A 23,974-nucleotide genomic window follows, 5' to 3' on the forward strand; every position below is an offset into this window, starting at 1 on the left:
CTAGTTCGCCGATATTGCGAACATGTGCACGCATACGTCGGTCACATGCCGAACAGGTAGTCCACGAACAGTCTTGCGTAATCCTTGTTCTGCACGTTCACGAACGAGAGCTGGGCATGCGGGTCCTGCCCCTTGATGCGCGTCCATTCCGCCGACTTGCCCAGATCGATCGCCTTCGCCGCGCCGCCTTCGCCGTCCGTCACGAGTGCGCCGCGCTCGCGCAGCTTGCCCATCTGGTAAGACGTGAGCACGTTGTCAAGCGGCTCGAGATAACCGAGCAGATGCTGCGAGCGCAATGCCGAGTCGTCGCCGATGATCGTGTTGATCGTGCCGCCCGACATCTGCGTTTCGAGCGTGTCGAGCGACATGCTTGCAGATTCCTTGTTCGACGAGTCGATGTAGAGATCGTTCTCGAACGTGATCTTCTTCTCGTCGAGCGCGCGGTATTTGAGGAAGCCGTCTTCGAGCTTGTCCATCGAGCGGTCGGATTCCTCCACGCCCACGAAGGCGACGCCGAGGCCCTGCCCCTTCGGCGAGATGACCATGTTCACCACGAACGCGACGATCGCGGCGAACACCACGACGGCCACGATGATGGGCCAGAAGAAATGATGGTAGAAGTACGGCCACTTATGGCTCTTCGGCAGTTTTCTGTAGGTCGCCCATGCGCTTTCGTGCTCGGTGACGTCGGGCTTGGTGAGTTCGCTGATGTCCTGCTGCACGTTCTTCGGCAGCATATCGTCTTTGTCTTGCATGATTCCTCCTAATACCAGCGCGGCACATGCGGTCGGCATTCCAAGACCGCTGTATGCGGTGCGCTCCATATTCGACCCGGAACGCGCATCATGTGCGTTTCCGCGTTGATTACCTAATTTCAGCATGCCATTCGGCACGATTGCCCGTCGGCCGCCGCGTCTATTCCTCTCACAGCAAACGCGCCAAGGAGGGTGTTTCAGTCGCCTCCCGAGATCATCGCATACTGCGATTCCACGAGACGCCAATATTCGCCGCGCTTGGCCATGAGCTCCTCGTGCGTGCCGCGTTCGACGATCCGGCCGTGGTCGACGACGCAGATCATGTCGGCGTTCTCGATCGTGCTCAATCGGTGCGCGATGATGAAGCTCGTGCGTCCGACGAGCATGTGCTGCAACGCAGCCTGCAGCGCCTCCTCGGTGCGGGTGTCGATGTTGCTCGTCGCCTCGTCGAGAATGAGGATGCGCGGGTCGGCGAGCAGCACGCGCGCGAACGCGATGAGCTGGCGCTGGCCCATCGACAGCGTGGAGCCACGCTCCTGCACCACCGTGTCGTAGCCGTCGGGCAGTTCCTCAATGAACTCGTGCGCGTGCACGGCCTTGGCTGCCGCGATAATCTGCTCGTCGGTCGCATCGAGCTTGCCGTAGCGTATGTTCTCGCGAATCGTGCCCGAGAAAATGAACGTGTCCTGCAGCATGACGCCCATCTGCGAGCGCAGCGACCGCAGTGTGACATCGCGTACGTCGTGGTCGTCGATCAGCACGGCGCCGCCCGCCACGTCGTAGAATCTGGAGAGCAGATTCACGATCGTCGTCTTGCCGGCACCGGTCGGGCCGACGAGCGCGACGGTCTGGCCGGGCTTCGCATGCAGGTCCACATGGTCGAGAATGTTCCTGCCGTCGGGTTCGTAGCGGAACACGACGTCGTCGAAGCGCACGTCGCCGCGGATCGGCGGCAACGGTTCGGCGTTCGTCTTGTCGACGATGTCGGGCTGCACGTCGAGCGTTTCGAAGATGCGTTCGAGATACGCGGAGCAGGTGATGAGCTGGTTGTAGAAGTTGCCGATGTTGATCACCGGGTTCCAGAAGTTGTTCGCATAGCCGACGAACGCGATCAATGTGCCGGTGGTCGCGGTGACGCCGGCCACGTGCATGATGCCGACGTAATAGATCAGCGCCATCGTGGACATCGAGATGATCTCCATGCTCGGCCACAGCAGGAACTGGATGTGCACGGCGCGCATCCACGCGCTTCGCTGCTCGCTTTGCAGATGCTGGAACGTCTCGTACTGCCCGTGTTCGCGGGCGAAGGTCTGCGTGGTCTTCACACCGGCGATCGACTCGTGAATGAACGCGTTCACGTTGCTCTGCTTGTTCGACAGATTCTGGTATGCCTTGCGCTGGAAATGCTGCAGCACGCGCACCACCACGATGAGTAGCGGGAACAGCAGCAGACTCCACAGCGCGAGCTTGAAATCAATCGCGAACATGACGACCAGCGTGATCACGAAGGTGAACACGTCGGCAATCACGTTGATCAGGCCGGAGCTCAATGTGTCGGACAGCGTGTTCACATAGTTGACCACGCGGATCAGAATCTTGCCGTGCGGGCGTGAATCGAAGTAGCTGAACGGCAGCGTCTGGATATGCGTGAACAAATCGCGGCGCATGTCCTTCAAGATCAGCTGGCCCACGCGGGTGATCTCGAGCGTGCGGTAGCGCAGCGCGACCTCGTAGAGCACGCTCAGCACGAGCATGACCACGACGAGCCATGCCAGCAGCGTGTAGTTCCTGTGCGGCAGCACGTCGTCGATGACCACTTTGGTCAGGTACGGCACGGCCACCGTGATGCAGCTCATCGAGATCACGACGGCCGCTATTCTCGCGAGCCGCCTGCCATGAGGGCGCAGGTATCTGCCTATTCTGCGCAGATCATGGAAATTGATGCTCTCCTCGAGCTCTTCGTCTTCGCGGTACGTGTTGCGCTGTGCCATACCGGCTCGCCTCCTTTCAGGATTACAGATTGGTGTGCGGATTACAGATTGCGAATTGTTGATTGCTGACGGCGGATCGGCGGATCCGGCGGGGCGGGGTGGGCCTTGCTGAGGAGCGCCACGGAACGCAGACAACCGACGAAGCGAGGCCAGCCCCGCCCCGCCGGATCCGCCGATCCGCGGTCCACCCACCGGCAGGATCATTGCCGCAGATTGTCGGCCTGTTGGCCGAGTTGTTTCTCGTAGATGTGCTCGTAGAGCCCGTGCCGGGCGATGAGTTCGTCGTGGGTGCCGCGTTCGGCGATGCGACCGTGGTCGAGCACGAGGATCAGATCGCAGTCCTTGACCGACGAGATGCGGTGGGCGATCGTCACAATCGTCTTGCGGTCGTCGAGGTCCTTGAGATGCTGCTGGATCTGCGCCTCCGTCTCCATATCCACCGCACTCGTCGTGTCATCCATGATCAGGATCGCCGGATCGTCGGCAAGCGCACGGGCCAAGCTCAGGCGCTGCTTCTGGCCGCCCGAAAGGCCCACGCCGCGTTCGCCAACCACCGTCTGGTAGCCTTCCGGCATGCGGCGAATGAAGTCGTCGGCACCGGCGATCTGCGCCATACGCCGTACGAAATCGGAGTCGGTCGCCTGTTCGTCGCTCGCGCCGAAGCCGATGTTGCCTTCGATTGTGTCGGAGAACAGGAACACGTCCTGCGCCACAATAGCCACCTGGGAACGCAGCTGCTTGAGCGGCCAGCGTCTCGCGTCGATGCCATCTATGGTCACGGTGCCCGAGGTCGGGTCGTAGAAGCGTGCGATCAGGTTCACGAGCGTCGATTTGCCTGCGCCGGTCTCGCCGAGAATGCCGAGACGCGAGCCGGCGGGTGCATGGAAGTCGATGTCGTGCAGAATCAACGTGTCCGGGTCGTCGGGGAACGCGAAATCCACATGGTCGAAACGGATGTCGCCGCGCATCGAATCGGGAACGGTGCCCTCACGCGCGGCCTTCGTGTTCTTCACATGCGGCGTGGCGGTGAGGAGTCTGCGAATGTTCACACAGCTCGCGTTGAAGCGCTGCCAGTCGTTGACGAGCCAGCCGAACTGGCGCACCGGGCCGTCGATCATCCACAAATACGACGAGAACGCGACGAGTCCGCCCAGGCTCATCGCACCGCGCGCCACAAGGAATCCACCGAAGCCGAGCGTGATGAGCTGGAGCGCGAAACCGAGCCAGTCAAGGCGGGGCAGATACTTGCGCGTGTTCATCGCCATGGCCATGTTGCGATCCATATAGTCGTCGTTGTGCTCGTCGAACTTCCCGGTCTCGTAGTCCTCGCGCACGAACGCCTTGACCACGCGGTTGCCTTCGATGTTCTCCTCCACCATCGAGTTCATCGAGGCGAGCGAATTGCGGATCGCAAGGAACAGCGGCTTGGCCTTCGTGGAGAACTGGTGGGTGAAAATGAACAGGAACGGCGTCACGCAGGCGAGCGCGAGCGCGAGACGCCAGTCGATCGACGTCATGAACGCGAGCGCGCCCACGAACATGACGACGCAGTTGAGCATCTGGTAGCTCACCCAGCTGAGCAGATGGCGGATCGCATCGGTGTCGGAGGTCATGCGGCTCATGATGTCGCCGGTGCGCGTGTGATTGAAATAATCGAAGTCGAGCGTGTGCAGCTTCTCGTATTCGTCGCTCACCAACCGGTACACGGTGTTCTGCCCGGCGCGTTCCATCCACATCTGGTTGCCGTAGTAGGCGCCGTCGCGCACGATCGTCACGCCGATCAGCGCCAGGCACAGGCCGGTGAGCAGACTGAGCTGGCGCTGCTCGATCACGCGGTCCACAATGCGCGCGGCGATGAGCGGCGTGACCAATGCCATCGCGGCGCTGACGAGGTACAGGATCTGCGCGCCGATCACACGGGGCAGCTCCGGCCTGCAATACGGCATGAGCCAGCACAGATTGCTGGCGTTCCTGTTGCGGTTCGGGTCAACGTACATCGAGGGCGTCCTTGCTATGCGTCTGTGCGTATGCATGTCTGGGCGGCGCCGATATGCCGGCGTCCATTGCCCGTATGCATCGATGCCATGCCTGTGGCGTATATGTGCGCGAATGGCATACGGGTATTTCTTTGTTTGCCCGCCTTATTATTGGCGCGTTCACCGCGATATGCAACCGGCTGCCGCTTCGGCGTGTTATGCGATGGAGAGGCTGCCTGGATGCGAATGGAGTCCGAAAACCCTGCAGAAAGAGAGAAGCCGGCGGGATTGAAACCGCCGGCTAACAGAGAGAAGAGAGAAAAGGGTTCAGTTATAAGGGATTCCGAGTGGAACCTCGTCGGCTTTCTTTCGATTGCCGATGGTTATTACCATGCCCGTCGACCCTTAACGCATCGAGTGTTTTCGCTGAGAATTCGCTGGGTATGCTCCTATCGGCACACTGCAGGGCAGGTGTAGAGCGCGCGGAGCAGTGCCGCCCATCTGCCGCAGGCCTTGCAAATACATGGATTCCAGCCATTGGAACCTCAGCCGCCGCAGCAGTGCGGCAATTGCTGGCAAACAATCTGCCCTCATGCCGACTTATCTGCCAGCGAACTCTATGACTGTCGGATGCCCGCGACTGATAGATCAACAGCCTCATCCCGCAATCCACTTTGCGTAAAAAGGGACAAATAGAAGATACAGATGTCCCTTTTTACGCAAGGAGGGCTCGCACGATGATATTTCAGTCGATATTTCAGCCACCTTCTTCCTGCATATGTTCCTCCACATGTTCTTCTGCGTAAATTGGGACAAATACACACTGCCACCTGTCCCTTTTTACGCGAGGAAAACCAATTTCACACAGGAAGGACTCGCACGTGCTCCAGTCATCGCATGTTTCCCCGTGTAAGAAGGGACAAATAGACGTGTCTATTTGTCCCTTCTTACACGGACTGCATTACGCAGATTGTATGCGAATCAGACGAGTCACTCCTCGCCGGCAGCGAGCTTGGCCTTCTCGGCGTCCAGGCGCGCCTGTTCGGCCTCGCGACGTGCCTTGAGGTCGGCGTCGAACCGGGCGAGCTCCTCGTCCACGGCCTCCGGCGGGATCTTCGCGAAGATCGGCGTCGGCTTGACCACTGGCGCACCCACGACGATCGGCTCGCTCTTCCACGGATGCACGTTCTCGCCAAGCACATACTTGCCGGTGATCACCGGGTAGGTGAACTCCGGATCGTCGAGATCGTTCACCTCCTCGATGTGCGGCAGCGGCGAGAATGTACCCTCGCCACCCAGGGCCTCCCACACCTTCTGCGAGGAATGCGGCAGGAACGGGGCGAGCAGGTGGTTGGCATCGGAGACGGCTTGGGCCGCCACATGCAGCACGGTGCCGAGGCGCTCCGGGTCGTCCTTGATCTTCCACGGCTCGGTGGCCGAGATGTATTTGTTGATGTCGCCCACCAACGACATCGCGTCGTTGAGCGCGCTCTTCTGTCGATGCTGCTCGATGAGCGCGCCCACCGTGTCGAAGGCTGCGGAGGACTGCGCCAGCAGGGCACGGTCCTCATCGGTCATCTTTTCCTCCACGATCGGCGGGATCTGGCCGAAGTTCTTGGCGATCAGATTCGCCACACGGTTCACCAGATTGCCCCACGAGGCGGCGAGCACCTCGTTGTTCTGGCGCACGAACTCGGCCCACGTGAAGTCGGAGTCCGACGACTCCGGACCTGCGGCCGAGATGTAGTAGCGCACCGCATCCACCGGGTAACGGGAGAGAATGTCTTTGACATAGATCACAATGCCGCGCGACGACGAGAACTTCTTGCCCTCCATGGTCATGAACTCGGAGGCCACCACCTGCTCGGGCAGGTCGAGCCTGCCGAGCTCACCCGGCTCGCCGCCCTTGGACCCCTCGCCGTTGTAGGCGAGCATCTCGGACGGCCAGATCTGCGAATGGAACGTGATGTTGTCTTTGCCCATGAAATAGTAGCCCGGCGTGGCCGGGTCGTTCCACCATGCGCGCCAAGCCTCCGGATCACCGGAACGACGCGCCCATTCAATCGATGCGGACAGGTAGCCGATCACCGCATCGAACCACACGTACAGGCGTTTGTTCGGGTTGTCGATCCAACCCGGCACCGGCACGGGGATGCCCCAGTCGATGTCGCGGGTGATGGCGCGCGGCTTGACCTCCTTGAACAGGCCGATCGAGAAGTTGAGCACGTTCGGGCGCCAGCCCTTGCGCGTCTTCAGCCATGCGAGGTTCGCCTCCGCCAGGGCGGGGAGGTCGAGGAAGTAATGCTCAGTCTCCTCGAAGATGGGCGTTTCGCCGTTGATCTTCGAAACTGGGTTGATCAGCTCGTCCGGATCGAGCTCATTGCCGCAGTTGTCGCACTGGTCGCCGCGCGCGCCCTGCGCATGGCAGATCGGGCACTCGCCTTCGATGTAGCGGTCTGGCAGCGTACGGCCGGTGGACGGCGAGATCGCGACCTTCTGCGTGCCCTTGTAAATGTAGCCGTTGGCCAGACACTGGCGGAACATCTCCTGCACCACGTGCTCATGGTTCTTTGTGGTGGTGCGGGTGAACAGATCGTAGCTCAGGCCGAGGTTGCACAGATCGTTCGCGATCACGCGGTTGTAGCGGTTCGCAAGTTCCTGCGGGGTGACGCCCTCCTTGTCGGCCTCCACCAGAATAGGCGTACCATGCTCGTCGGTGCCGGACACCATGAGCACATCGTTGCCCTTCATGCGCTGGTATCTTGCGTAGACGTCGGACGGCACACCGAAGCCGGCGACGTGACCAATATGACGGGGGCCGTTCGCATACGGCCAAGCGACGTTCACCATAATATGACTCATACGCCCGATTATCTTCATGCGCTAGGACACTTCCGCACTGTTTTCCGCCCTGTTGCGGCATCACCATGCGCGGACTGGCGGAGCCTCGATTATTCACAATCCACATCGCATGCCTTCACATTATCCACATATCCACATTTCCCCCGAAACAGCTGGAGCCCACCCCATGTCCTTCCTAGCATGTGCGGTATGCGCATCCGTGCGCATACGCAGCGACCTACAGGCAAGGGAGAGAGAAGAGAAAGGAACATACGTCCGTGAACACCACCGCCGTACAGGAAGCGGTCCGAGCCGGCAACGAGGTCGGCTACATGGTCCCGCTCGACCTGGGTCCCGCCTATGCGGATCCGGAACCGCGCGTCCCGCGCCAGCCGGAACGCCCCCACAACTCACATTCGATCATCCACACCAAACAGCTGCCCGGCCCCCTTGCCATGCAACGACTGCTCAGACTCGACGCGTTGTATGAGCTCGACGAGTTCCACGCAGTCACCGCCGAATGCGCGCACACGTTGTACGGGCGCGCCATGCTGATGCGCGACATACTGCCCAATCGCACCACGGCATGCGGGCGCACAGCCGCGTGGGTATGGGTGGGCGGCAGGCTGCCCCAGGATTATTTCGAAGTGCTCTCATCGAGCCATTACCGCAGACTCGCCTTTGGACGGCGCATCAAGGCATGGCAGCGGCAGGTGGATGAATCGCAGATCTCCACCCTCAACACTCTGAACCTCACGACACCATTGCGAACGGCCTGCGATCTGGCCATGTACCCGAAGGACGACCCGCATGCGCGCGACGTGCAGTCGATCATTGGACGGCTCATGGAGCATTACGAGTTCTCGTTGGTCGACTGTGAGCCGATTCTCGAGGAATGCTCGCATCTGCGCAATCTGCCGCAGGCCCGCGAGATGCTGACGCAATTCGAAAGCATCGCCTGACCGAGGAAAGCAATGAAAGAAGGAAAAAGAGATTATGGACGCACTCCCCCACGCCCGTGCACACAGGCCATGCATGCCGGCTCGCCGTGCCGGCATGCCGCTGCGAGCGGCACGGCGCAGACATGCCGCATCGCGCACGGCATCGCAAGCGCCGCGTCGACGCAGCAGTGCAAAACGGTTGGCGAGCACACTGCACACGGCACACACGCCGAACAAGGGCCTACTGCATCCGCCACCGCCGCCCCTCGCGCTCACACCGCAGTCGGCAAGCGATCCGAACACTCCGATGGACGCGTTATGGCACATCGCTCGCACGATGCCGCCGTTGCGCAAATGGGTGGTGGTGAACCGCGCGGCGGACGCGAATCTGCTCGAATACATCTCGCAGCAGGGAGGGCCGGGAGTCAGGCAGGCGTTGGAATTGGTACTCGAATCGCTTGAATTGCAACGCAGTTCCATGCAGCGCATGCGAACGTCATAGGCCCGGCAATGCCAACGGGATGCCGGTCGGCGAATCAGTCGCGCAACGCCAGCACGGCGTTGTATACCTGCTTGCGGTTGGCGAGTGTGCCATCGGCATTCGGGTGTTTGCCTATCACCTCGGCAATGGCGTCCTTGATGCGCATGCCGTGCGCCTGCGCATACTGCATGGCCAGTTCGGCGAGCTCCTCCACGGAGAGCGACTGTGCGGGATCCGCCTCGTCTTCAGAAGCGCCCGCGATCACGAGCACCATCTCGCCGCGCGGCGGATCGTTGGCAACCGACTCGTTGATCTCATGGATGGTGCCGCGGCGAATCTGCTCGTAGTCCTTCGTCAACTCTCGGCACAACGCCATGCGGCGGTCCGGGCCGAAAACCTCCTCGAGATCTGCCATCGATTCGGCAATGCGGTGCAGCGTCTCGTAGAACACGATCGTGCGGCGCTCGCCCTTCAACGCGCGCAATGCCTGCATGCGTTCGGAATGCTTGCGCGGCAGGAATCCCTCGTAGCAGAAACGGTCGGTGGGCAGCCCGGAGAGGGCGAGCGCATCGAGCACCGCGGAGGGGCCCGGAGCGCAGGTCACCGGCAGGCCGCGTTCGATGGCGCGGCGCACAATGGCGAGCCCCGGATCGTTGATCGTGGGCATGCCAGCGTCGGAGACGACGAGCACGGTCTCGCCATTCGCCACATGGTCGAGCAGTGCGTCGGCCTTGCCGCGTTCATTGTGGTCGTGGTTGGCCACCACGCGGCCGCCCACATGCACGCTGAGCCGGTTGGCGAGCGCATACAATCTGCGGGTATCCTCCGCGGCCACGATGTCCGCGCGCTCGAGCAGCGCAACGAGTCGGGCGGAGGCATCGGCAGTGTTGCCGATCGGTGTGGCGGCGAGCACCACGGTTCCACGTGGAACATCTACGTGGAGAGTGCGCGTCTCGTCAGCGGGATCCTCGGCGATGCCGGTGTGTTCAGACTGCTCGTTCATACGTTCAGTATGCCGCGCGGGCAGGTCAGCGGGAGGCGAAACACGGTGCGATGGAGGCGATGCAGGAGCGTACGTCGGCGCGAACCCACGCGGGCGTGTACCGTGGAACCGGGTATGTGCGCGCGGCCGGCGCGCATGCGAAATGTAAGGAGAACAGATGGGCATGCGTTCCACAGGCACCCCCAAACATGCGGCGGCAGAGCGCGTCGAGCTCGAATCATCCGAACTCGCGGCATCATCGCCGCCCAGCGCCCATGCGCGTCTCATGACGTGGGTGTGGACGCTGGTCATCGCGTTGTTCGGCGGACTGCTGCGCTTCGTGAGGCTCGGGCAGCCGCGCGCGGTCGTCTTCGACGAGACATACTACGTGAAGGACGCCTGGACCATGCTCAACACGGGCGAACCGATGAGCTGGCCCGACGAGGTGAGTCTGGGCGGCCAGATGGTGCCGGTCGACACCGCGTTCGCAGACGGCGACACGAATGCATGGATCAACACCGCGGAATACGCGGTGCACCCGCCGCTCGGCAAATGGCTTATCGCAGCCGGGCTCAAGCTGTTCGGCGGCGCGGCGAACCCGGCGGCATGGCGTGCGGCGACGGCGATCGCAGGTGTGCTCGGCATTGTGCTGCTCATCCGCATCACACTGCGGCTGTTCCGCAATCTGCCGGTCGCCCTGCTCGCCGGCCTCCTCATGGCCATCGACGGCGTGTCCATTGTGATGAGCCGCACCGGCCTGCTTGACATCTTCATCATGGTGTTCGCGCTCGGTGCGTTCTCGCTGCTGCTCATCCACCGCGACTGGGCGGCGGCCAGACTACGCATGGCGGCGCAGTCCGGTGCGAACAGACCTCCGCAGATCACGTTCTCCTGGTGGCGAGCAGGTGCGGCTGTACTGCTCGGCTGCGCGACGGGAGTGAAGTGGTCTGGGATCTATTTCTTCGCCGTGTTCTGCGTGATCAGCGTGTTCTGGGACGCCTGGATGATTCGCCAGGCCGGCTTCCGCTCCCCTCGTCAATGGCTTGCGCGCGGCGTGTTCGGCGACGGCCTGCTCGCGGCGCTCTACATGGTGCCGCTGTATGCCGCCACATACTTGCTCACCTGGGTCGGCTGGTTCGTGCACCCGAACTCCTACATGCGTAATTGGGCGGCCACCCATACCGGCCAGGGCGTGCAATGGCTGCCGGCCGACTGGCGCTCGTTCGTCGCATATCATGCCGAGATGTGGCGCTTCCACACCACGCTCGATGCTCCGCACGACTACAAGGCGAACCCGCTCACCTGGCCGCTGCAGATTCGCCCGACGAGCTTCTACTGGCAGAAGCTGGACGGCCACCCGGGCCTGTGCTCGCTCTCGCCGCGCTCGCAGTGCGTGGCGGCGGTGACCTCGCTCGGCAATCCGCTCATCTGGTGGCTGGGGTCGCTGTGCGCAGTGCTCGCCATTGTCATCGCGATTCTCAAACGCGGCGATTGGCGCATCTGGGCGGTGCTCGCCGGGTTCCTCGGCGGCTGGCTGCCGTGGGCCCAGTACCTGAACCGCACCACGTTCACGTTCTATTCGATCGTGCTGCTGCCATGGATGATTCTCGCCATCTGCTACGTGTTCAACTGGGTGCGCGAGACGAGTTCGCGCGAGGTGTGGCTCATCACTCTGTGGGTCATGGTGGGGGTGTGCGCCATCGTCAGCGTGTTCTTCTACCCAATCTGGACGGCCATGCCCGTGCCATATGAGTTCTGGCGCATGCATATGTGGCTGCCCAGCTGGATCTAACACGTCGCCCCACATTCATCGCCGCCCATGGCAGACGACAAAATGCGGCGCACTTTTCGTCATCTACCAACGCAAATGCCGGCGGTGCGCAAAATTGCCTAGTCTGCAGTTGCGGTCTCAGATCGGCACACCGGCAGCATGCAGAATTGTCTAGTTCGCATCTCCAGTCTCAGATTAGCAATCTGCAGATTCCTAGATTGCTCAAGCGAGACTGGAGTTGCACGCGAGACATGTTGACGGAGCACAAGATTGCGCAGCCTGCGACTTCAGTCTCAGATCGGCACACTGGCAGCATGCAGGATCGCCCAGTTTGCAATCGCAATCTCAGATTGGCTACTCTGCAGGTTCCTCAACGCCTGGGTGAGACCGGAGTTACAAACAAAGCGCTCCGGCAAACGACGAAAGTGGCATCTGAGTTCCGTCGTTTGCCATGGGCGATATCGCCGGCGACAAACCACAACACCGTCAACCGGCGCCTCTATTGTATGTTCGTTGAACAAACAAGGCGCGGGCTCTTCCCCGCCCATTCCCGCTCAACGAAAGAGGTGTCATGCAGTATTTTGAGACCACCATCATCGGCATCGACGGTTCCGGAGCGCGTTTTGCAGGCTATCTTCCCGAAAACTACCCCGACATCGTGCCCGACCGCAAGCGTCCGACCGTGCTTGTGCTGCCCGGCGGCGGTTATGAGATGACCACAGGCCGCGAGGGCGAGCCGATTGCGCTGCAGTTCCTCGCCGCCGACTACAACGCGTTTGTGCTCCACTATTCCTGCAAACCGTCCGTCTACCCCATTGCCGTGCTCGAGGTGGCCGAAGCCATGCGGCAGATTCGCGCGCACGCAGACGAATGGAACGTGGACACCGCGCGCATCGCCGTCATCGGCTTCTCCGCGGGCGGTCATCTGGCCGCGGATTTCGCCACTTCCGCCAGCGATGCCGCGCTCGTCGCGCACGGCTATGATCCGGACGAACTGCGGCCGAACGCGCTGATGCTCTCCTACCCGGTCATCACATCGGGGCGTTTCCGTCACGACGGCAGCTTCCGCGCGCTCCTCGGCGAGCGGTACGGCGAGGAGTCGGCGATGAATGAAGTGAGCATCGAGCAGCATATCGACGCGAAGACGCCACCGGTGTTCGTCTGGCACACGATGCCCGACGATTGCGTGCCGGTGGAGAACACGCTGCAGCTCATCGCCGCATGCAAGGCGGCCAACGTGCCGATTGAGGCGCATCTGTACCCCGCAGGTGGCCACGGACTCTCGCTCGGCACCGCGCAGACCGCGTGGGGCGGCGTCAACAGCATCGAACCCGCCGTGCAGTCGTGGATCTTCCTCGCCAAGGACTGGCTCGACCGCACCTTCGCTGAATAGCACACCCACCCGCCACCCATGTCCCAGATTACGCAAACGAACCCCACTCGTCAGCACCTATCTATCTGCGTAAAAAGGGACAAATAGCCGCCATAAACGTCCCCAATTACGCAAAATCCTGTCCTGCGTAAAAAGAGACAGATTCCAGACGCAAACGTCTCCAATTACGCAACCGAGCGGATGGCATCGCCGTCACCTCCACCTTCCCAGCTCTCGACCCACGCACCTCCTCATTGGCATGGTTGCCTACCTGTGCTATGAATAATCAAGGAGATTGAGAAGCACACACCGCTCGACCTATCGAAGAGGACATTCAATCCATGGGATTCATCCAATTCATTGCCAATCTGCTCAAAGACCCGCGTGCGGCGATCGCCGGCTGGATCGCAATGGGCGTGGCGCCAACACTTGGCTTTGTTTTTCTAATCGTCTTCATTGAGACCGGCGTGGTCTTCTTCCCGTTCCTGCCCGGCGACTCGTTGTTGTTCGCCGCCGGTTTCTTCGCGGCGCCCGACGCGGCGACCGGCAAATCCGCACTGCCGCTCGCCGCCTTGCTGCCGGTGGTATGGCTCGCCCCCATTCTAGGCGACCAATGCAACTACTTCATCGGCCACTTCTTCGGCCGGCGCATCATTGAATCCGGCAAGGTCAAGGCGATGACCCCCGAACGTCTGGCCAAAACCGAGAAGATGATCGACCGCTGGGGCCCGCTCGCCGTGTTCCTCGGCCGCTTCTTCCCGTTCATCAGGACGTTCATGCCGTTCATCTCGGGCATCTCGGGCATGCGTTGGAGCAGATTCACGCCGTTCTCGGTGCTCGGCGGTCTCGTCTGGTCGTCGCTGTTCACGCTGCTCGGCTATTTCTTCGGCGGCATTCCGGTGGTGCAAGACAACTTCGAACTCGTGATCGTCGCGATTCTCGTCATCTCGCTCATCCCCACTTTCGTCGGCCTCATCAAGGCGAAGACCGGCAAGAAGGAAGCGCCGGCACACGCGATGGCCGAGGTCGCCGAGAAAGAGGCGACGCCTCTCGTAGAGGATCTCGACGGCAACATCGAGCACGGTGCTTGATTCCGCACAGCATGGCCAACGAAGAACGCCAAAAGAGGCTCCGCACTGGCCCAAAGCATTCGCAAGGCAACTGCGAGGCACTATCCGAAACCCGCACGCATGGAGGAATTTGCATTTGGGAAGGGGTTGGGCTAAACTGGACGAGTTGTCGGAAGACGACATAATTGAAGATTGGGGCTGTAGCTCAGTTGGTAGAGCGCTTCGTTCGCATCGAAGAGGTCGTGGTTTCGATTACCATCAGCTCCACTAAGGCCGCTGCATTCATTCCACCGCAGCGGCCTTTTTCTTTACGTATAAGCACACAACCGCGCTCCCTCACTCAGACGCCATGCGCACAGGATGCCGGATCACCGTGCGCAGACGGTCGGGAGCGCACCGCTGTGGATTGCTCAGGTAGATCTCGTGATGGTGGCGCGCATCGCTGAAATCCAGCGCATACCCATGCTCACCCACAAACTTGTCGAGGGCGGCGATTGTCGCAGGCTCGGTGTCATACGGCCCGACGTGCATCACCTGCGCACACAATCCCTCGTCATATTCGAATAGCCGCGCGCGTGACACGTCCGCCTCGGGGTGCTTGTTCGCGAATAGTCCGCGCGCATGTTCGAACGCGTCCGCTGTGACGAATTCAGGCAAGCGGATCATCGAAATCCATTGGAAATCCTGTTTGCGCGCGTAATCGACCGGCTCACTCGCGTTCCGCCCCATCCACCACAGACCTTCCAGCGGCGGCACGACATATGGCATGTACCCGGCGATGTGATCACGTGAATCCTTGGATTTCTCGCTCATCTTGATTGTGAACGATATACCGTACAGCAGCTGCAGCGCGCTCTGGTATTCGCCGTGCGGATCGTTCGGGTCACCCGCCCCGCGCACCGCCACGAACTGCATCGCCGGCACCTCGACGATTGCGGGCGTCTTGCCCGGCACATACAGGTTCTTCTGTTCTCGCTTCACATCGTACGGCATGAGCACACTGTAGCAGAAAATACATGAATGAGCCGCCCGTATCAGCATCATCTCTGAGAGAGGGCTGATGCGGGCATGGAAACGCACTCATTCCACCACGGTGAACGTCGCTTGCCGCAGATTCTCGTCGCGGCTCGAATGCCCCACGAGCACCTTGAATTCGCCGGGTTCGACGATCCGCTCCGCATCGCCGTTCACAATCGTGCACGAATCGACCGGCAGATCGAAGGCAACGCGCCGCGTCTCCCCCGGCTCGAGCGTCACACGCCGGAACAGCTTGAGCTCCTTGCACGCCCAGGTGAACGATGTGACGACGTCGCTGATGTACAGCTGCACGACCTCCGTTCCTGTGCGCGCGCCGGTGTTCGTCAGATCCACCTCGACGCGCACCGTGTCACCTGCGCGGAATTCGGAACCGTTCACAATCTGCGGATCTCCGTATTCGAATGTCGTGTACGAGAGGCCCTCGCCGAACGCGAACGCCGGATCCTGGGTCAGATCCGCGTACCGATTGCCGTGCTGACCGCGAATCTCGTTGTAGAACACCGGCAGCTGCCCGGCATGGCGAGGGAATGTGATCGGCAGACGCCCACTCGGCTCGGTCTTGCCGAAGATGATCTCGGCAATCGCACGGCCGCCCTGCATACCCGGATTCGCCGCCCACAGCAGCGCGCCGAGACCGTCCGCCGCGGATTCGTCGACAATCACGCCGTTCTCGCCGATCACACACGCCGGCAGCACCTGCGGTTTCGAACTGACGAGCACGACGATGAGCGGCTTATGTGTTTCACGTGCAACGTTGGCGAGCTCCTCCAGCAGACGGTTCTGGCCGCCCTGCAGTTCGAGCGTCGCCGTCGAGCACGTCTCGCCGACGAGCTGCACAACGTCGCCGACCACTGCGATCACCGCGTCCGCCGCGCGCGCCTGTTCCACCGCCTCGTCGAGCAGTCGCTGGTCGATTTTCGCGGCCACCGCCATCTTCGGCCGCGGCTGCCCATCCGGGTAGAGCTCGCCTTCCGGGTCCGGCACCAGATCCACCACGTTCGCGCCGCGGGCATACGTAATCTCGCAATCTGCAGGCGCCAGCTCGCGCACGCCGTCGAGCACCGTGCAGATCATCTCGCGCGGCTGGCCTTCCGGCATCCACGGCACCTGACCCGAGTTGCCCGCCCAATCGCCGAGCTGATTCTGCGCATCGTCCGCGAGCGGCCCCACCACTGCGATCCTGTGCAGCTCACCGGCATCTGCGAACGGCAGCACAGCGTTGTTGCGCAGCAGCACAATCGATTCACGCGCCATCTCCAGATTGCGCCGCGCATGGTCTGCGGACCCAATCACCGCGTCGATGCGCGCGCGATCGGGCAAACGTGGATCTTCGAACAGACCGAGCTGGAACTTGAGCGTGAGCAGGCGCGCCACGGCGTCGTCCAGCAGACGCTCGTCGAGCAGACCTTCGCTTACCGCCGCGATGGCACCCTCATAGAAGCCCGGGGTCGTCATGATCAAGTCATTGCCGGCCTTGACGGCATCGGCCGCCGCCACTGTGTAGTTCGGCTTGATGTGCTGCTCCCACACGGCACGGCCCACATTGTCCCAATCGGTCACCAACGTGCCGCCATACTGCCATTCGCCGCGCAGCTTGCGGTTCAGCAGCCAATTGTTGAACGTGACCGGCGTGCCATCGATTGACTCGTAGCCGAGCATGAACGTGGCGCAGCCCTCCTTGGCCACACGCTCGAATGGCGGCAGATACCAGCTTTCCAACGCGCGATGCGTCAGATCGGCCTCGGAGGCGTCACGGCCACCCTGCGTGTACGAATAGCCAGCGAAATGCTTGGCGCAGGCGAGAATCGCATCGTCGGCGAAGGTCTCGCCCGCGGCAGCGTTCTTCTGGTAGCCCTTGACCATGGCGGATGCCATCTCACCAATCAACACCGGATCCTCGCCAAAGGTCTCGTCCACACGCCCCCACCGGGTGTCGCGCGCAATGCAGAGCACCGGCGAGAACGTCCAATGCACGCCGGTGCAGGAGACCTCCTCGGCGGTCACGCGGGCGGCATCCTCGATTGCCTGCGGATCCCAGCTGCATGCCATGCCGAGCTGCGACGGGAAGATCGTGGCGCCCGGCCAGAACGAATATCCGTGAATGCAGTCATCGCCGACGAGCAGCGGAATACCCAGACGCGTCTGGTCGCGTACTATCCGCGCCGCACGCACGAGATCGTCGGGAGAGGTGTGCAGAATCGACCCCACATGGCGGTCCACAATGAGATCGGAGAGCTCGCCACTGCGCGCGTCGAGCTGCATCATCTGCCCCACCTTCTCCTCGAGAGTCATGCGGCCGAGTAGGTCGGCGACGCGCGCTGGAATCGGCAGGGACGAATCCAGATATGGCGTATTTGTTTCACGTGAAGTCATAACAATTTCCTCATCGAAATTCGCGGAAGACGCATATCCCAGCATATACCGTACCGTCGAGTAACCACCCGCGCAAACCGACGAAAGCTCCATATTCGTCACGCTGCACAACACAGCGACAGTCACAGAATCGCGTCGCGTTCCTCGTCGTTCAAGTCAAGCGCGCCGGCGAGCATCAGTTTGATCGCCCGTTCGGTCTCCTCCGCCAATCCAATCGCATCCGGGTCGAGCATCCATTGAATCTGCAAGCCATCCATCACTGCGAGAATCGACATCGCCGTGTTGCAGATCGTGGCGTCGTCAACCGATTTGCCGAGTTCGTCGGCCATGATGCGCAGCGCCTTCTCAAGCATGCGCCGCAGATTGCGGTACCGCGAGACGAAGTAGTCGTACGCCGGGCTGTCTTCGCGAATGGAGTCCGCACAGAACGCAATGAACGCCTTGACCAGGCCCGGGCGCGCCTCGTTCGCCTTCGCCGTCTTGATGAGATGGCGGAACGTGATGGCGCCATCCTCGGGCATGCCTCCGCGCGCCATATCTTCCGGGTAATCCTCGAGATCCACCGAATCGCGGTAGATCACCGTCTGCAGCAACAGATTGTCTTTGGAGCCAAAGTGATGCAGCACGCCGGCGCGGGTCATGCCCACTTTCTCGGCGATGTCTTCCAACGTGCCCTTCGTGGCACCCTTCTCACCGAACACCTCGGTCGCGGCACGCAGAATCACCTTGCGTTTCTCTTGCGTTTCCGGTCGTTCAGCCATGTTCCTCCACCATTTCCGCGCGTCGCACATACGAGGGACCCCGCCGCACAGACGAAGCCTCTCCCAGTCTAGGTGGGGCGACGACCAATTCCAGCAATCTCCATCAATGCCGGCATTCCGCCAAGCCACCCTATAAAGATTCCCAAGAGCCGCATATGGTCGTTGAGTGAGCAACGCGTCACCTCAACGACCATAATCTCCCCAAGTACGGTCGTTTACCGCACACACGCGTCACCGAACGACCATATTGCCCGCTCAGCGCGCGGCCAATTCCGCAATCCGACGTTCCACCACGGCATTCAGCGACTCCGGTGTCACGCCGTCGTACCCGTCAATCGACATGTACTGCGGACCGTCCGAATTGTCGGTGCGAATGAAGCCGAGTTGCGCAATCGTCGTCGCACCGGAAGCGGCGGCGGAGGTGAGTCCGCTCATCGAGTCCTCGAACGCCACGCACTGCGGCATATCGGCACGCGGTATGTCGAGTCTGCGCGCCGCCTCCACATACGGTGCCGGATCCGGCTTCTTGGCCACGTCGTCCTCGCCGCACACATATCCGGCGAACGTGCCTGCGGGAGCCTGCGCAATGAGATTCTCGGCGAGATTGCGCGGCGATGTCGTCACGAGCACGCTCGGCACACCCGCGTCGCGCAGTGCGACGAGCAGCTCGCGCGTGCCCGGGATCCAGGGGATCCGCTCATATTCCGCCCGCGTCACGTATTCGATCATGCGCCGGCCGATCTCCTCCACCGGCAGCGTGCACCCGTGCTCCGCGATCTCGCGCGCCACATCCGGCACCGGGCGGCCCGAGCCGTTCCATGCGAGCTCGTCGTTCCACACACCGCCGTTCTCGTGCGCGATCTGCATCTCGCCGGCATGCCAGTACGGCTCGGAGTCGATGAGCGTGCCATCCATGTCCCAGAACACCGCCTTGAGCATCATTCGCCTCTCCTTATTCGCAGATTTCCTCGTCCGGCCCAGCATAGCCTAGGCGCATAACGCAAAAAGCGGCCAGATGAAAAACATCTGGCCGCCAAGGATTGCTGTCAGTGCTTGGCCGTATGCCACAACACCATCGATTTCGACTGCGCGCTTGAGCTCTCCCCCGCCGGCAATGCGTGCACCTCGGCATGGAGCTGCCCACGCCAATAGCGTGCGCGATGCGAACGCGACGTCTGGGTGATGCTGCCGTTCATGTCGGCGGTGAACACGCTGAATCCGGTCACACCGGTGAGTTCCTGCACTTCATGCCGCAGTTGCCGGTTCTCCTCCTCAAGTTCGAGGATGCGCATCACTCCGTTCAGATTGATGCCTTCGTCCTGACTGAGGTGTTGCGCCTGCACGAGCCGGTCGACGTCCCGCAGACAGTACCGTCGCGAACCGCCTTCCGTGCGCCCCGGCACCACGAGCCCCTGCCGGTCGTATTGACGCAGGGTCTGGGGGTGAATCTCGGCGATCTGACCGACCTTGCCCACCGAGAAGACGGGCAGGTCGATGTCGAATCCCACACCGGCCGCACCTTCCAGATTGGCCCGCTTGGCCACGATGGCCGTCGCGCACATTTCATACAGCCTGCGCCGTGCTGGTGATATGCGCGTCATTGTGATCACTTCGTTTCGGTGTTCTCTGTGGCGAGCTCCTCAACGAAGTCGCCGCACGCCTTGTCGAATTCCTTCGCAGCGTGCTTCTCGCCCATGGTCGGGTGCTTCGGCACGCGAATCTGAATGCGTCCGACGAGGTCGCCGGTGCCGGTGCGCGTCTCCACGCCCTTGCCGCGCACGCGCACTTCCTCGCCGCTCGAGGTGCCCTTCTCCACCTTGAACGTGACGTCATTGCCGTCGAAGTCCCTGGCGGAGATCTTCGCACCGTCGACCGCCTGGCCCACGGTGATCGGCAGATCCATCACGAGATCCTTGCCGTCCATCGTGAACTTCGGGTCTTCGGTCACGGTGACCGTCAGGTACATGTCGCCCGGCTTGCCGCCGTGCTGGCCTGGCTTGCCCTTGCCGGCGATCTTGATCTTCTGGCCGTTCTTCACGCCGGCGGGAACCTTCGTTTTGAACTTCTTGCCCGCGGCCTTGAGCGAGACCGTGGCGCCCTTGACGGCCTGGCGGAACGTGAGCGTGATCTTCGAGCTGAGGTCGTCGCCATCCTCGGGATGCGGGGCGGGACGGTAGCCTGCGTAGGCTCCATCGCTATAGTCCCCGTAGCCGCGGCCTCCTCCAAAGCCGCCGTTGCCGGCTCCGCCACCGAACATCGAGAAGATGTCGTCGAACCCTGCGCCATGGGAGCCGCCGCCATTCGTGCTGAAGCGGATATGCGAACCGCCGTTGCCACCGCCACCGCCGAACATGGAGCCGAAGATGTCGGAGAAGTCGCCGGCGTTGAATCCGCCGCCGCCGGCACCGCCAGTGAAGCGTGCGCCACCTGCGCCGAAGGAGCGGATTGCGTCGTATTTCTGGCGCGAATCCTTGTCTTTGAGCACGTCGTAGGCCTCGGAGATGTCCTTGAACTTCTCCTCGCCTTCCTTCGTCTTGTTGATGTCCGGATGGTACTTGCGGGCGAGTTTGCGGTACGCCTTCGTGATCTCTTTCTCGTCGGCGTCCTTGGAGACACCCAAGGTCTTATAGAAATCCTTGTTCAGCCAATCATTCTCAGCCATGCTGCTGTGCCTCCTTTCGAGGCTAAAGTCTGGGTTGTATTCGTCAAAAAGTCTGTATGGAAATACCCATGCATGAAAAACGGCCGTGAACCGTAAATCGAATGCGGTTCACGGCCATCTCGCACGGGCGTCAGTTCTGCGGAGATGCGACCACCACGCGTGCCGCGCGAATCACACGGTCGCCGATGCGGTAGCCGGCCTCGACCACGGTGTCCACCGTCGCCTTGCTGGCCTCCGGATCCGGCTTGTGCAGGATCGCCTCATGCTTGGTGGGGTCGAAGTCCTCGCCTTTCAGGCCGAACTTCTCAACGCCGAACTTCTCGAAGGTCTTGTCGATCTTCGCGGCCACGGCCTTGAAGGAATCGTCCATCTCACCATGCTCGCGAATGCGGTCGATGTCGTCGAGCCCGGGGAGCATTGCGGTGAGCACATCGATGATGCCCTGCTGACGGGCACGATCCATGTCCTTCTTCGTGCGGTTGCGGTAGTTGATGAACTCCGCGCGCTCACGCTGAAGCGCCTCGAGGTATTCGGCGGCTTCCTTCTTGGCCTGGCCAAGCGGTGTGAGCGAGGAACCCTCAGCGTCGCCATCGGAGGCGGCGTCTGCGGTGGCTTCGGCAGCTGCCTTGGCGGACTCTTCGGAGGCCTGTTCGCCTGCGGATTGCTCCGCGGCGGCATCCTTGAGCATGTCGTCTTTCAGCTGCTCGCCGGTGTCCGATGGCGCATCGGCGCCATCGGCATCAGGGGACGCCTGCCCGTTCGCCAGTTCGTCGGCGTCGGGCAGGTCGTTCAGGTAATCGTCCTTATTGAAGTCGGACATTACTTGTTGTCCTTGTCGTCGTCATCCACGACCTCGGCGTCGACCACGTCATCGTCGCCACCGTTGTTCGCGGAGCCGCTGTCGGCGGCGCCTGCAGCGCCTTCGGCACCCTGCTGGGCGTAGAGGGCCTGACCGATCTTCTGAGCCTCGGTCATCAGCTTCTCCTGGGCGGCCTTGATCTTCTCAATGTCGTCGCCCTTCAAGGCATCCTTGAGCTCGTTAATCGCGTCGGTGACGGACTTCGCGACGTCATCGGAGAGCTTGTCCTTGTTGTCGTTGACGAGCTTCTCGGTCTGGTATGCGAAGTTCTCGGCGTTGTTGCGGGTCTCGGCGTCTTCCTTACGCTTCTTGTCGTCCGCTTCGTGGGCCTCGGCGTCCTTGATCATCTGGTCGATCTCTTCCTTCGGCAGTGCGGAGCCACCGGTGATCGTCATCGACTGCTCCTTGCCCGTGCCCTTGTCCTTTGCGGAGACGTGCACGATGCCGTTGGCGTCGATGTCGAAGGTGACCTCGATCTGCGGGACGCCACGAGGAGCCGGAGCGATGCCGGTCAGCTCGAAGGTGCCCAGCGGCTTGTTGTCGCGGGCGAATTCACGCTCGCCCTGATAGACCTGAATCAGTACGGACGGCTGGTTGTCTTCGGCGGTGGAGAAGATCTCGGAACGCTTCGCCGGGATTGCGGTGTTGCGCTCGATGAGCTTCGTCATGATGCCGCCCTTGGTCTCGATACCGAGGGACAGCGGCGTCACGTCGATGAGCAGCACGTCCTTGCGGTCGCCCTTGATGACGCCGGACTGCACGGCAGCGCCGATGGCCACCACTTCGTCCGGGTTCACGGACTGGTTGGCTTCCTTGCCGCCGTCGAGCTCCTTCACGAGCTCCTTCACGGCAGGCATACGAGTGGAGCCGCCGACCAGAATCACATGGTCGATCTGGGAGACCGAGATGCCGGCGTCTGCAAGCACGTTGTTGAACGGCGTGCGGCAGCGGTCGAGCAGATCCTTGGTCATTTCCTCGAAGTGGGCGCGGGTGAGCGTCTCGTCGAGGTGCACCGGGGTCCCGTCAGGGGTCATGGCCAGGTACTGCATGTTGATCGTGGTGGACATCGAGGAGGAAAGCTCCTTCTTCGCCTGCTCGGCAGCTTCCTTCAGACGCTGCAGGGCGATCTTGTCCTTGCTCAGGTCAACACCGTACTTGTTCTTCACTTCGCCGACGAGCCAGTCGATAATGCGCTGGTCCCAATCGTCGCCACCGAGGTGGTTGTCGCCCGACGTAGCCTGCACCTGGATGGTGGAGAAGCCGTCGTCGTCCTTGCCGATCTCCAGCAGGGAGACATCGAAGGTGCCGCCGCCGAGATCGAAGACCAGAATGCGCTCGTCTTCCTTGCTCTTCTCCAGACCGTAGGCCAGAGCTGCAGCGGTCGGTTCGTTGATGATGCGCAGGACGTTCAGGCCTGCGATTGTGCCGGCGTCCTTGGTCGCCTGGCGCTGTGCATCGTTGAAGTATGCAGGGCAGGTGATCACGGCGTCCGTGACCGGCTCGCCCAGGTAAGCTTCGGCGTCGCGCTTCAGCTTCATGAGGATCTGTGCGGAAATCTCCTGCGGAGTCCATTCCTTGCCGTCGATGTCAACGGTCCAGTCGGTGCCCATGTGGCGCTTGACGGAGCTGATCGTGCGATCGACGTTGGTCACAGCCTGACGCTTTGCAACCTCGCCGACGAGAATCTCGCCGGACTTGCTGAATGCCACCACAGACGGTGTGGTGCGTGCACCTTCAGCGTTCACGATGACGGTCGGTTCACCGCCCTCGAGCGTTGCGATGCAGGAATTGGTGGTACCCAAATCAATACCAACTGCGCGTCCCATACTGTATCTCCTTTTGTTATTCACTATTCGTGTTACGTTCCGTGCTCAAGCCCGTCGAGCCGGCCGCTGTTGGGCGACCTCTCTTGAGGCTTTCTAAAACTTGAGCCTACATCACTCAAGTATTTCATTCCATCCTTTATTCCCATTGCAGAACAAAAAAACCCACATTTTTCCAGACGCCCTGAAATCCGCGGATTTCCAACGCTTTCCAGATTCCAAAAAGAGATATTTCAGCAAACGCCCAGATTGCAGTGGGTGACTTCCGCAACAAGCGG

The 23,974-nt window shown here is 61.5% G+C and carries 18 protein-coding genes and 1 tRNA gene; 6 read left to right on the forward strand and 13 right to left on the reverse strand.

All coding sequences use genetic code 11. The features are described 5' to 3' along the window. Positions 1-41 precede the first annotated feature (41 nt). The 4 genes from OGI63_RS13610 to metG form a co-directional block, all read right to left on the reverse strand. Positions 42-755, reverse strand: coding sequence for a hypothetical protein (locus OGI63_RS13610; RefSeq protein WP_004219244.1), 714 nt, complete (start codon positions 753-755; stop codon positions 42-44). Between the two features lie 197 nt (positions 756-952). Then, positions 953-2,746, reverse strand: coding sequence for an ABC transporter ATP-binding protein (locus OGI63_RS13615; RefSeq protein WP_004219246.1), 1,794 nt, complete (start codon positions 2,744-2,746; stop codon positions 953-955). 200 nt (positions 2,747-2,946) lie between these two features. Continuing rightward, the gene (locus OGI63_RS13620) at positions 2,947-4,743 is read right to left on the reverse strand and encodes an ABC transporter ATP-binding protein (RefSeq protein ID WP_004219294.1); all 1,797 of its coding nucleotides are present in this window, start codon (positions 4,741-4,743) and stop codon (positions 2,947-2,949) included. Between the two features lie 969 nt (positions 4,744-5,712). Further along, positions 5,713-7,584, reverse strand: coding sequence for a methionine--tRNA ligase (gene metG, locus OGI63_RS13625; RefSeq protein WP_012619863.1), 1,872 nt, complete (start codon positions 7,582-7,584; stop codon positions 5,713-5,715). Positions 7,585-7,841: 257 nt separating this feature from the next. Between metG and OGI63_RS13630 the strand changes: the two genes are divergently transcribed. After that, the gene (locus OGI63_RS13630; RefSeq protein ID WP_004219291.1) at positions 7,842-8,525 is read left to right on the forward strand and encodes a hypothetical protein; all 684 of its coding nucleotides are present in this window, start codon (positions 7,842-7,844) and stop codon (positions 8,523-8,525) included. A gap of 34 nt (positions 8,526-8,559) precedes the next feature. Beyond that, a complete protein-coding gene (locus OGI63_RS13635) occupies positions 8,560-9,006 on the forward strand; it encodes a hypothetical protein (protein ID WP_004219290.1) in 447 nt (148 codons plus the stop codon). A gap of 34 nt (positions 9,007-9,040) precedes the next feature. On the opposite strand, the gene rsmI is transcribed toward OGI63_RS13635, so the two are convergent. Further along, on the reverse strand, positions 9,041-9,988 hold the full coding sequence (rsmI, locus tag OGI63_RS13640; RefSeq protein ID WP_004219288.1) for a 16S rRNA (cytidine(1402)-2'-O)-methyltransferase: 948 nt from the start codon (positions 9,986-9,988) through the stop codon (positions 9,041-9,043). 157 nt (positions 9,989-10,145) lie between these two features. Here rsmI and OGI63_RS13645 point away from each other — a divergent pair, with 157 nt between their 5' ends. From OGI63_RS13645 to OGI63_RS13660, 4 genes are all read left to right on the forward strand, one after another. Further along, positions 10,146-11,759: a dolichyl-phosphate-mannose--protein mannosyltransferase gene (locus tag OGI63_RS13645; RefSeq protein WP_004219287.1), complete on the forward strand. Its 1,614-nt coding sequence runs from the start codon at positions 10,146-10,148 to the stop codon at positions 11,757-11,759. A 550-nt stretch (positions 11,760-12,309) separates the two neighbouring features. Next, positions 12,310-13,131 (forward strand): alpha/beta hydrolase, encoded by an 822-nt coding sequence (locus OGI63_RS13650; RefSeq protein ID WP_004269246.1) that lies wholly within the window; start codon positions 12,310-12,312, stop codon positions 13,129-13,131. A 320-nt stretch (positions 13,132-13,451) separates the two neighbouring features. Then, on the forward strand, positions 13,452-14,201 hold the full coding sequence (locus tag OGI63_RS13655; protein WP_004219284.1) for a DedA family protein: 750 nt from the start codon (positions 13,452-13,454) through the stop codon (positions 14,199-14,201). Between the two features lie 173 nt (positions 14,202-14,374). Continuing rightward, positions 14,375-14,447, forward strand: a tRNA-Ala gene (locus OGI63_RS13660). 69 nt (positions 14,448-14,516) lie between these two features. Here OGI63_RS13660 and OGI63_RS13665 read toward each other — a convergent pair. The 8 genes from OGI63_RS13665 to dnaK all read right to left on the reverse strand — a co-directional run bounded on the left by OGI63_RS13665 (position 14,517) and on the right by dnaK (position 23,699). After that, positions 14,517-15,173, reverse strand: coding sequence for a GyrI-like domain-containing protein (locus OGI63_RS13665; RefSeq protein ID WP_012619864.1), 657 nt, complete (start codon positions 15,171-15,173; stop codon positions 14,517-14,519). Between the two features lie 87 nt (positions 15,174-15,260). Then, a complete protein-coding gene (locus OGI63_RS13670; protein WP_004219281.1) occupies positions 15,261-17,591 on the reverse strand; it encodes a glycoside hydrolase family 3 N-terminal domain-containing protein in 2,331 nt (776 codons plus the stop codon). Between the two features lie 122 nt (positions 17,592-17,713). Then, entirely contained in the window at positions 17,714-18,352 is a 639-nt protein-coding gene (locus OGI63_RS13675) for a TetR/AcrR family transcriptional regulator (protein ID WP_004219280.1), read from the reverse strand. A gap of 255 nt (positions 18,353-18,607) precedes the next feature. Next, entirely contained in the window at positions 18,608-19,294 is a 687-nt protein-coding gene (locus tag OGI63_RS13680) for an HAD family hydrolase (protein ID WP_004219279.1), read from the reverse strand. Positions 19,295-19,398: 104 nt separating this feature from the next. Continuing rightward, on the reverse strand, positions 19,399-19,953 hold the full coding sequence (locus OGI63_RS13685) for a heat shock protein transcriptional repressor HspR (RefSeq protein WP_004269247.1): 555 nt from the start codon (positions 19,951-19,953) through the stop codon (positions 19,399-19,401). A gap of 5 nt (positions 19,954-19,958) precedes the next feature. Beyond that, positions 19,959-21,014, reverse strand: a complete 1,056-nt coding sequence (locus OGI63_RS13690) for a DnaJ C-terminal domain-containing protein (RefSeq protein WP_004219274.1) — start codon at positions 21,012-21,014, stop codon at positions 19,959-19,961. Positions 21,015-21,144: 130 nt separating this feature from the next. After that, positions 21,145-21,834, reverse strand: a complete 690-nt coding sequence (grpE, locus tag OGI63_RS13695) for a nucleotide exchange factor GrpE (protein WP_004219270.1) — start codon at positions 21,832-21,834, stop codon at positions 21,145-21,147. Then, positions 21,834-23,699, reverse strand: a complete 1,866-nt coding sequence (dnaK, locus tag OGI63_RS13700; protein WP_004219269.1) for a molecular chaperone DnaK — start codon at positions 23,697-23,699, stop codon at positions 21,834-21,836. The genes grpE and dnaK overlap by 1 nt, the downstream gene beginning before the upstream one ends. Positions 23,700-23,974 lie beyond the last annotated feature (275 nt).

The organism is Bifidobacterium sp. KRGSERBCFTRI (assembly GCF_025908335.1).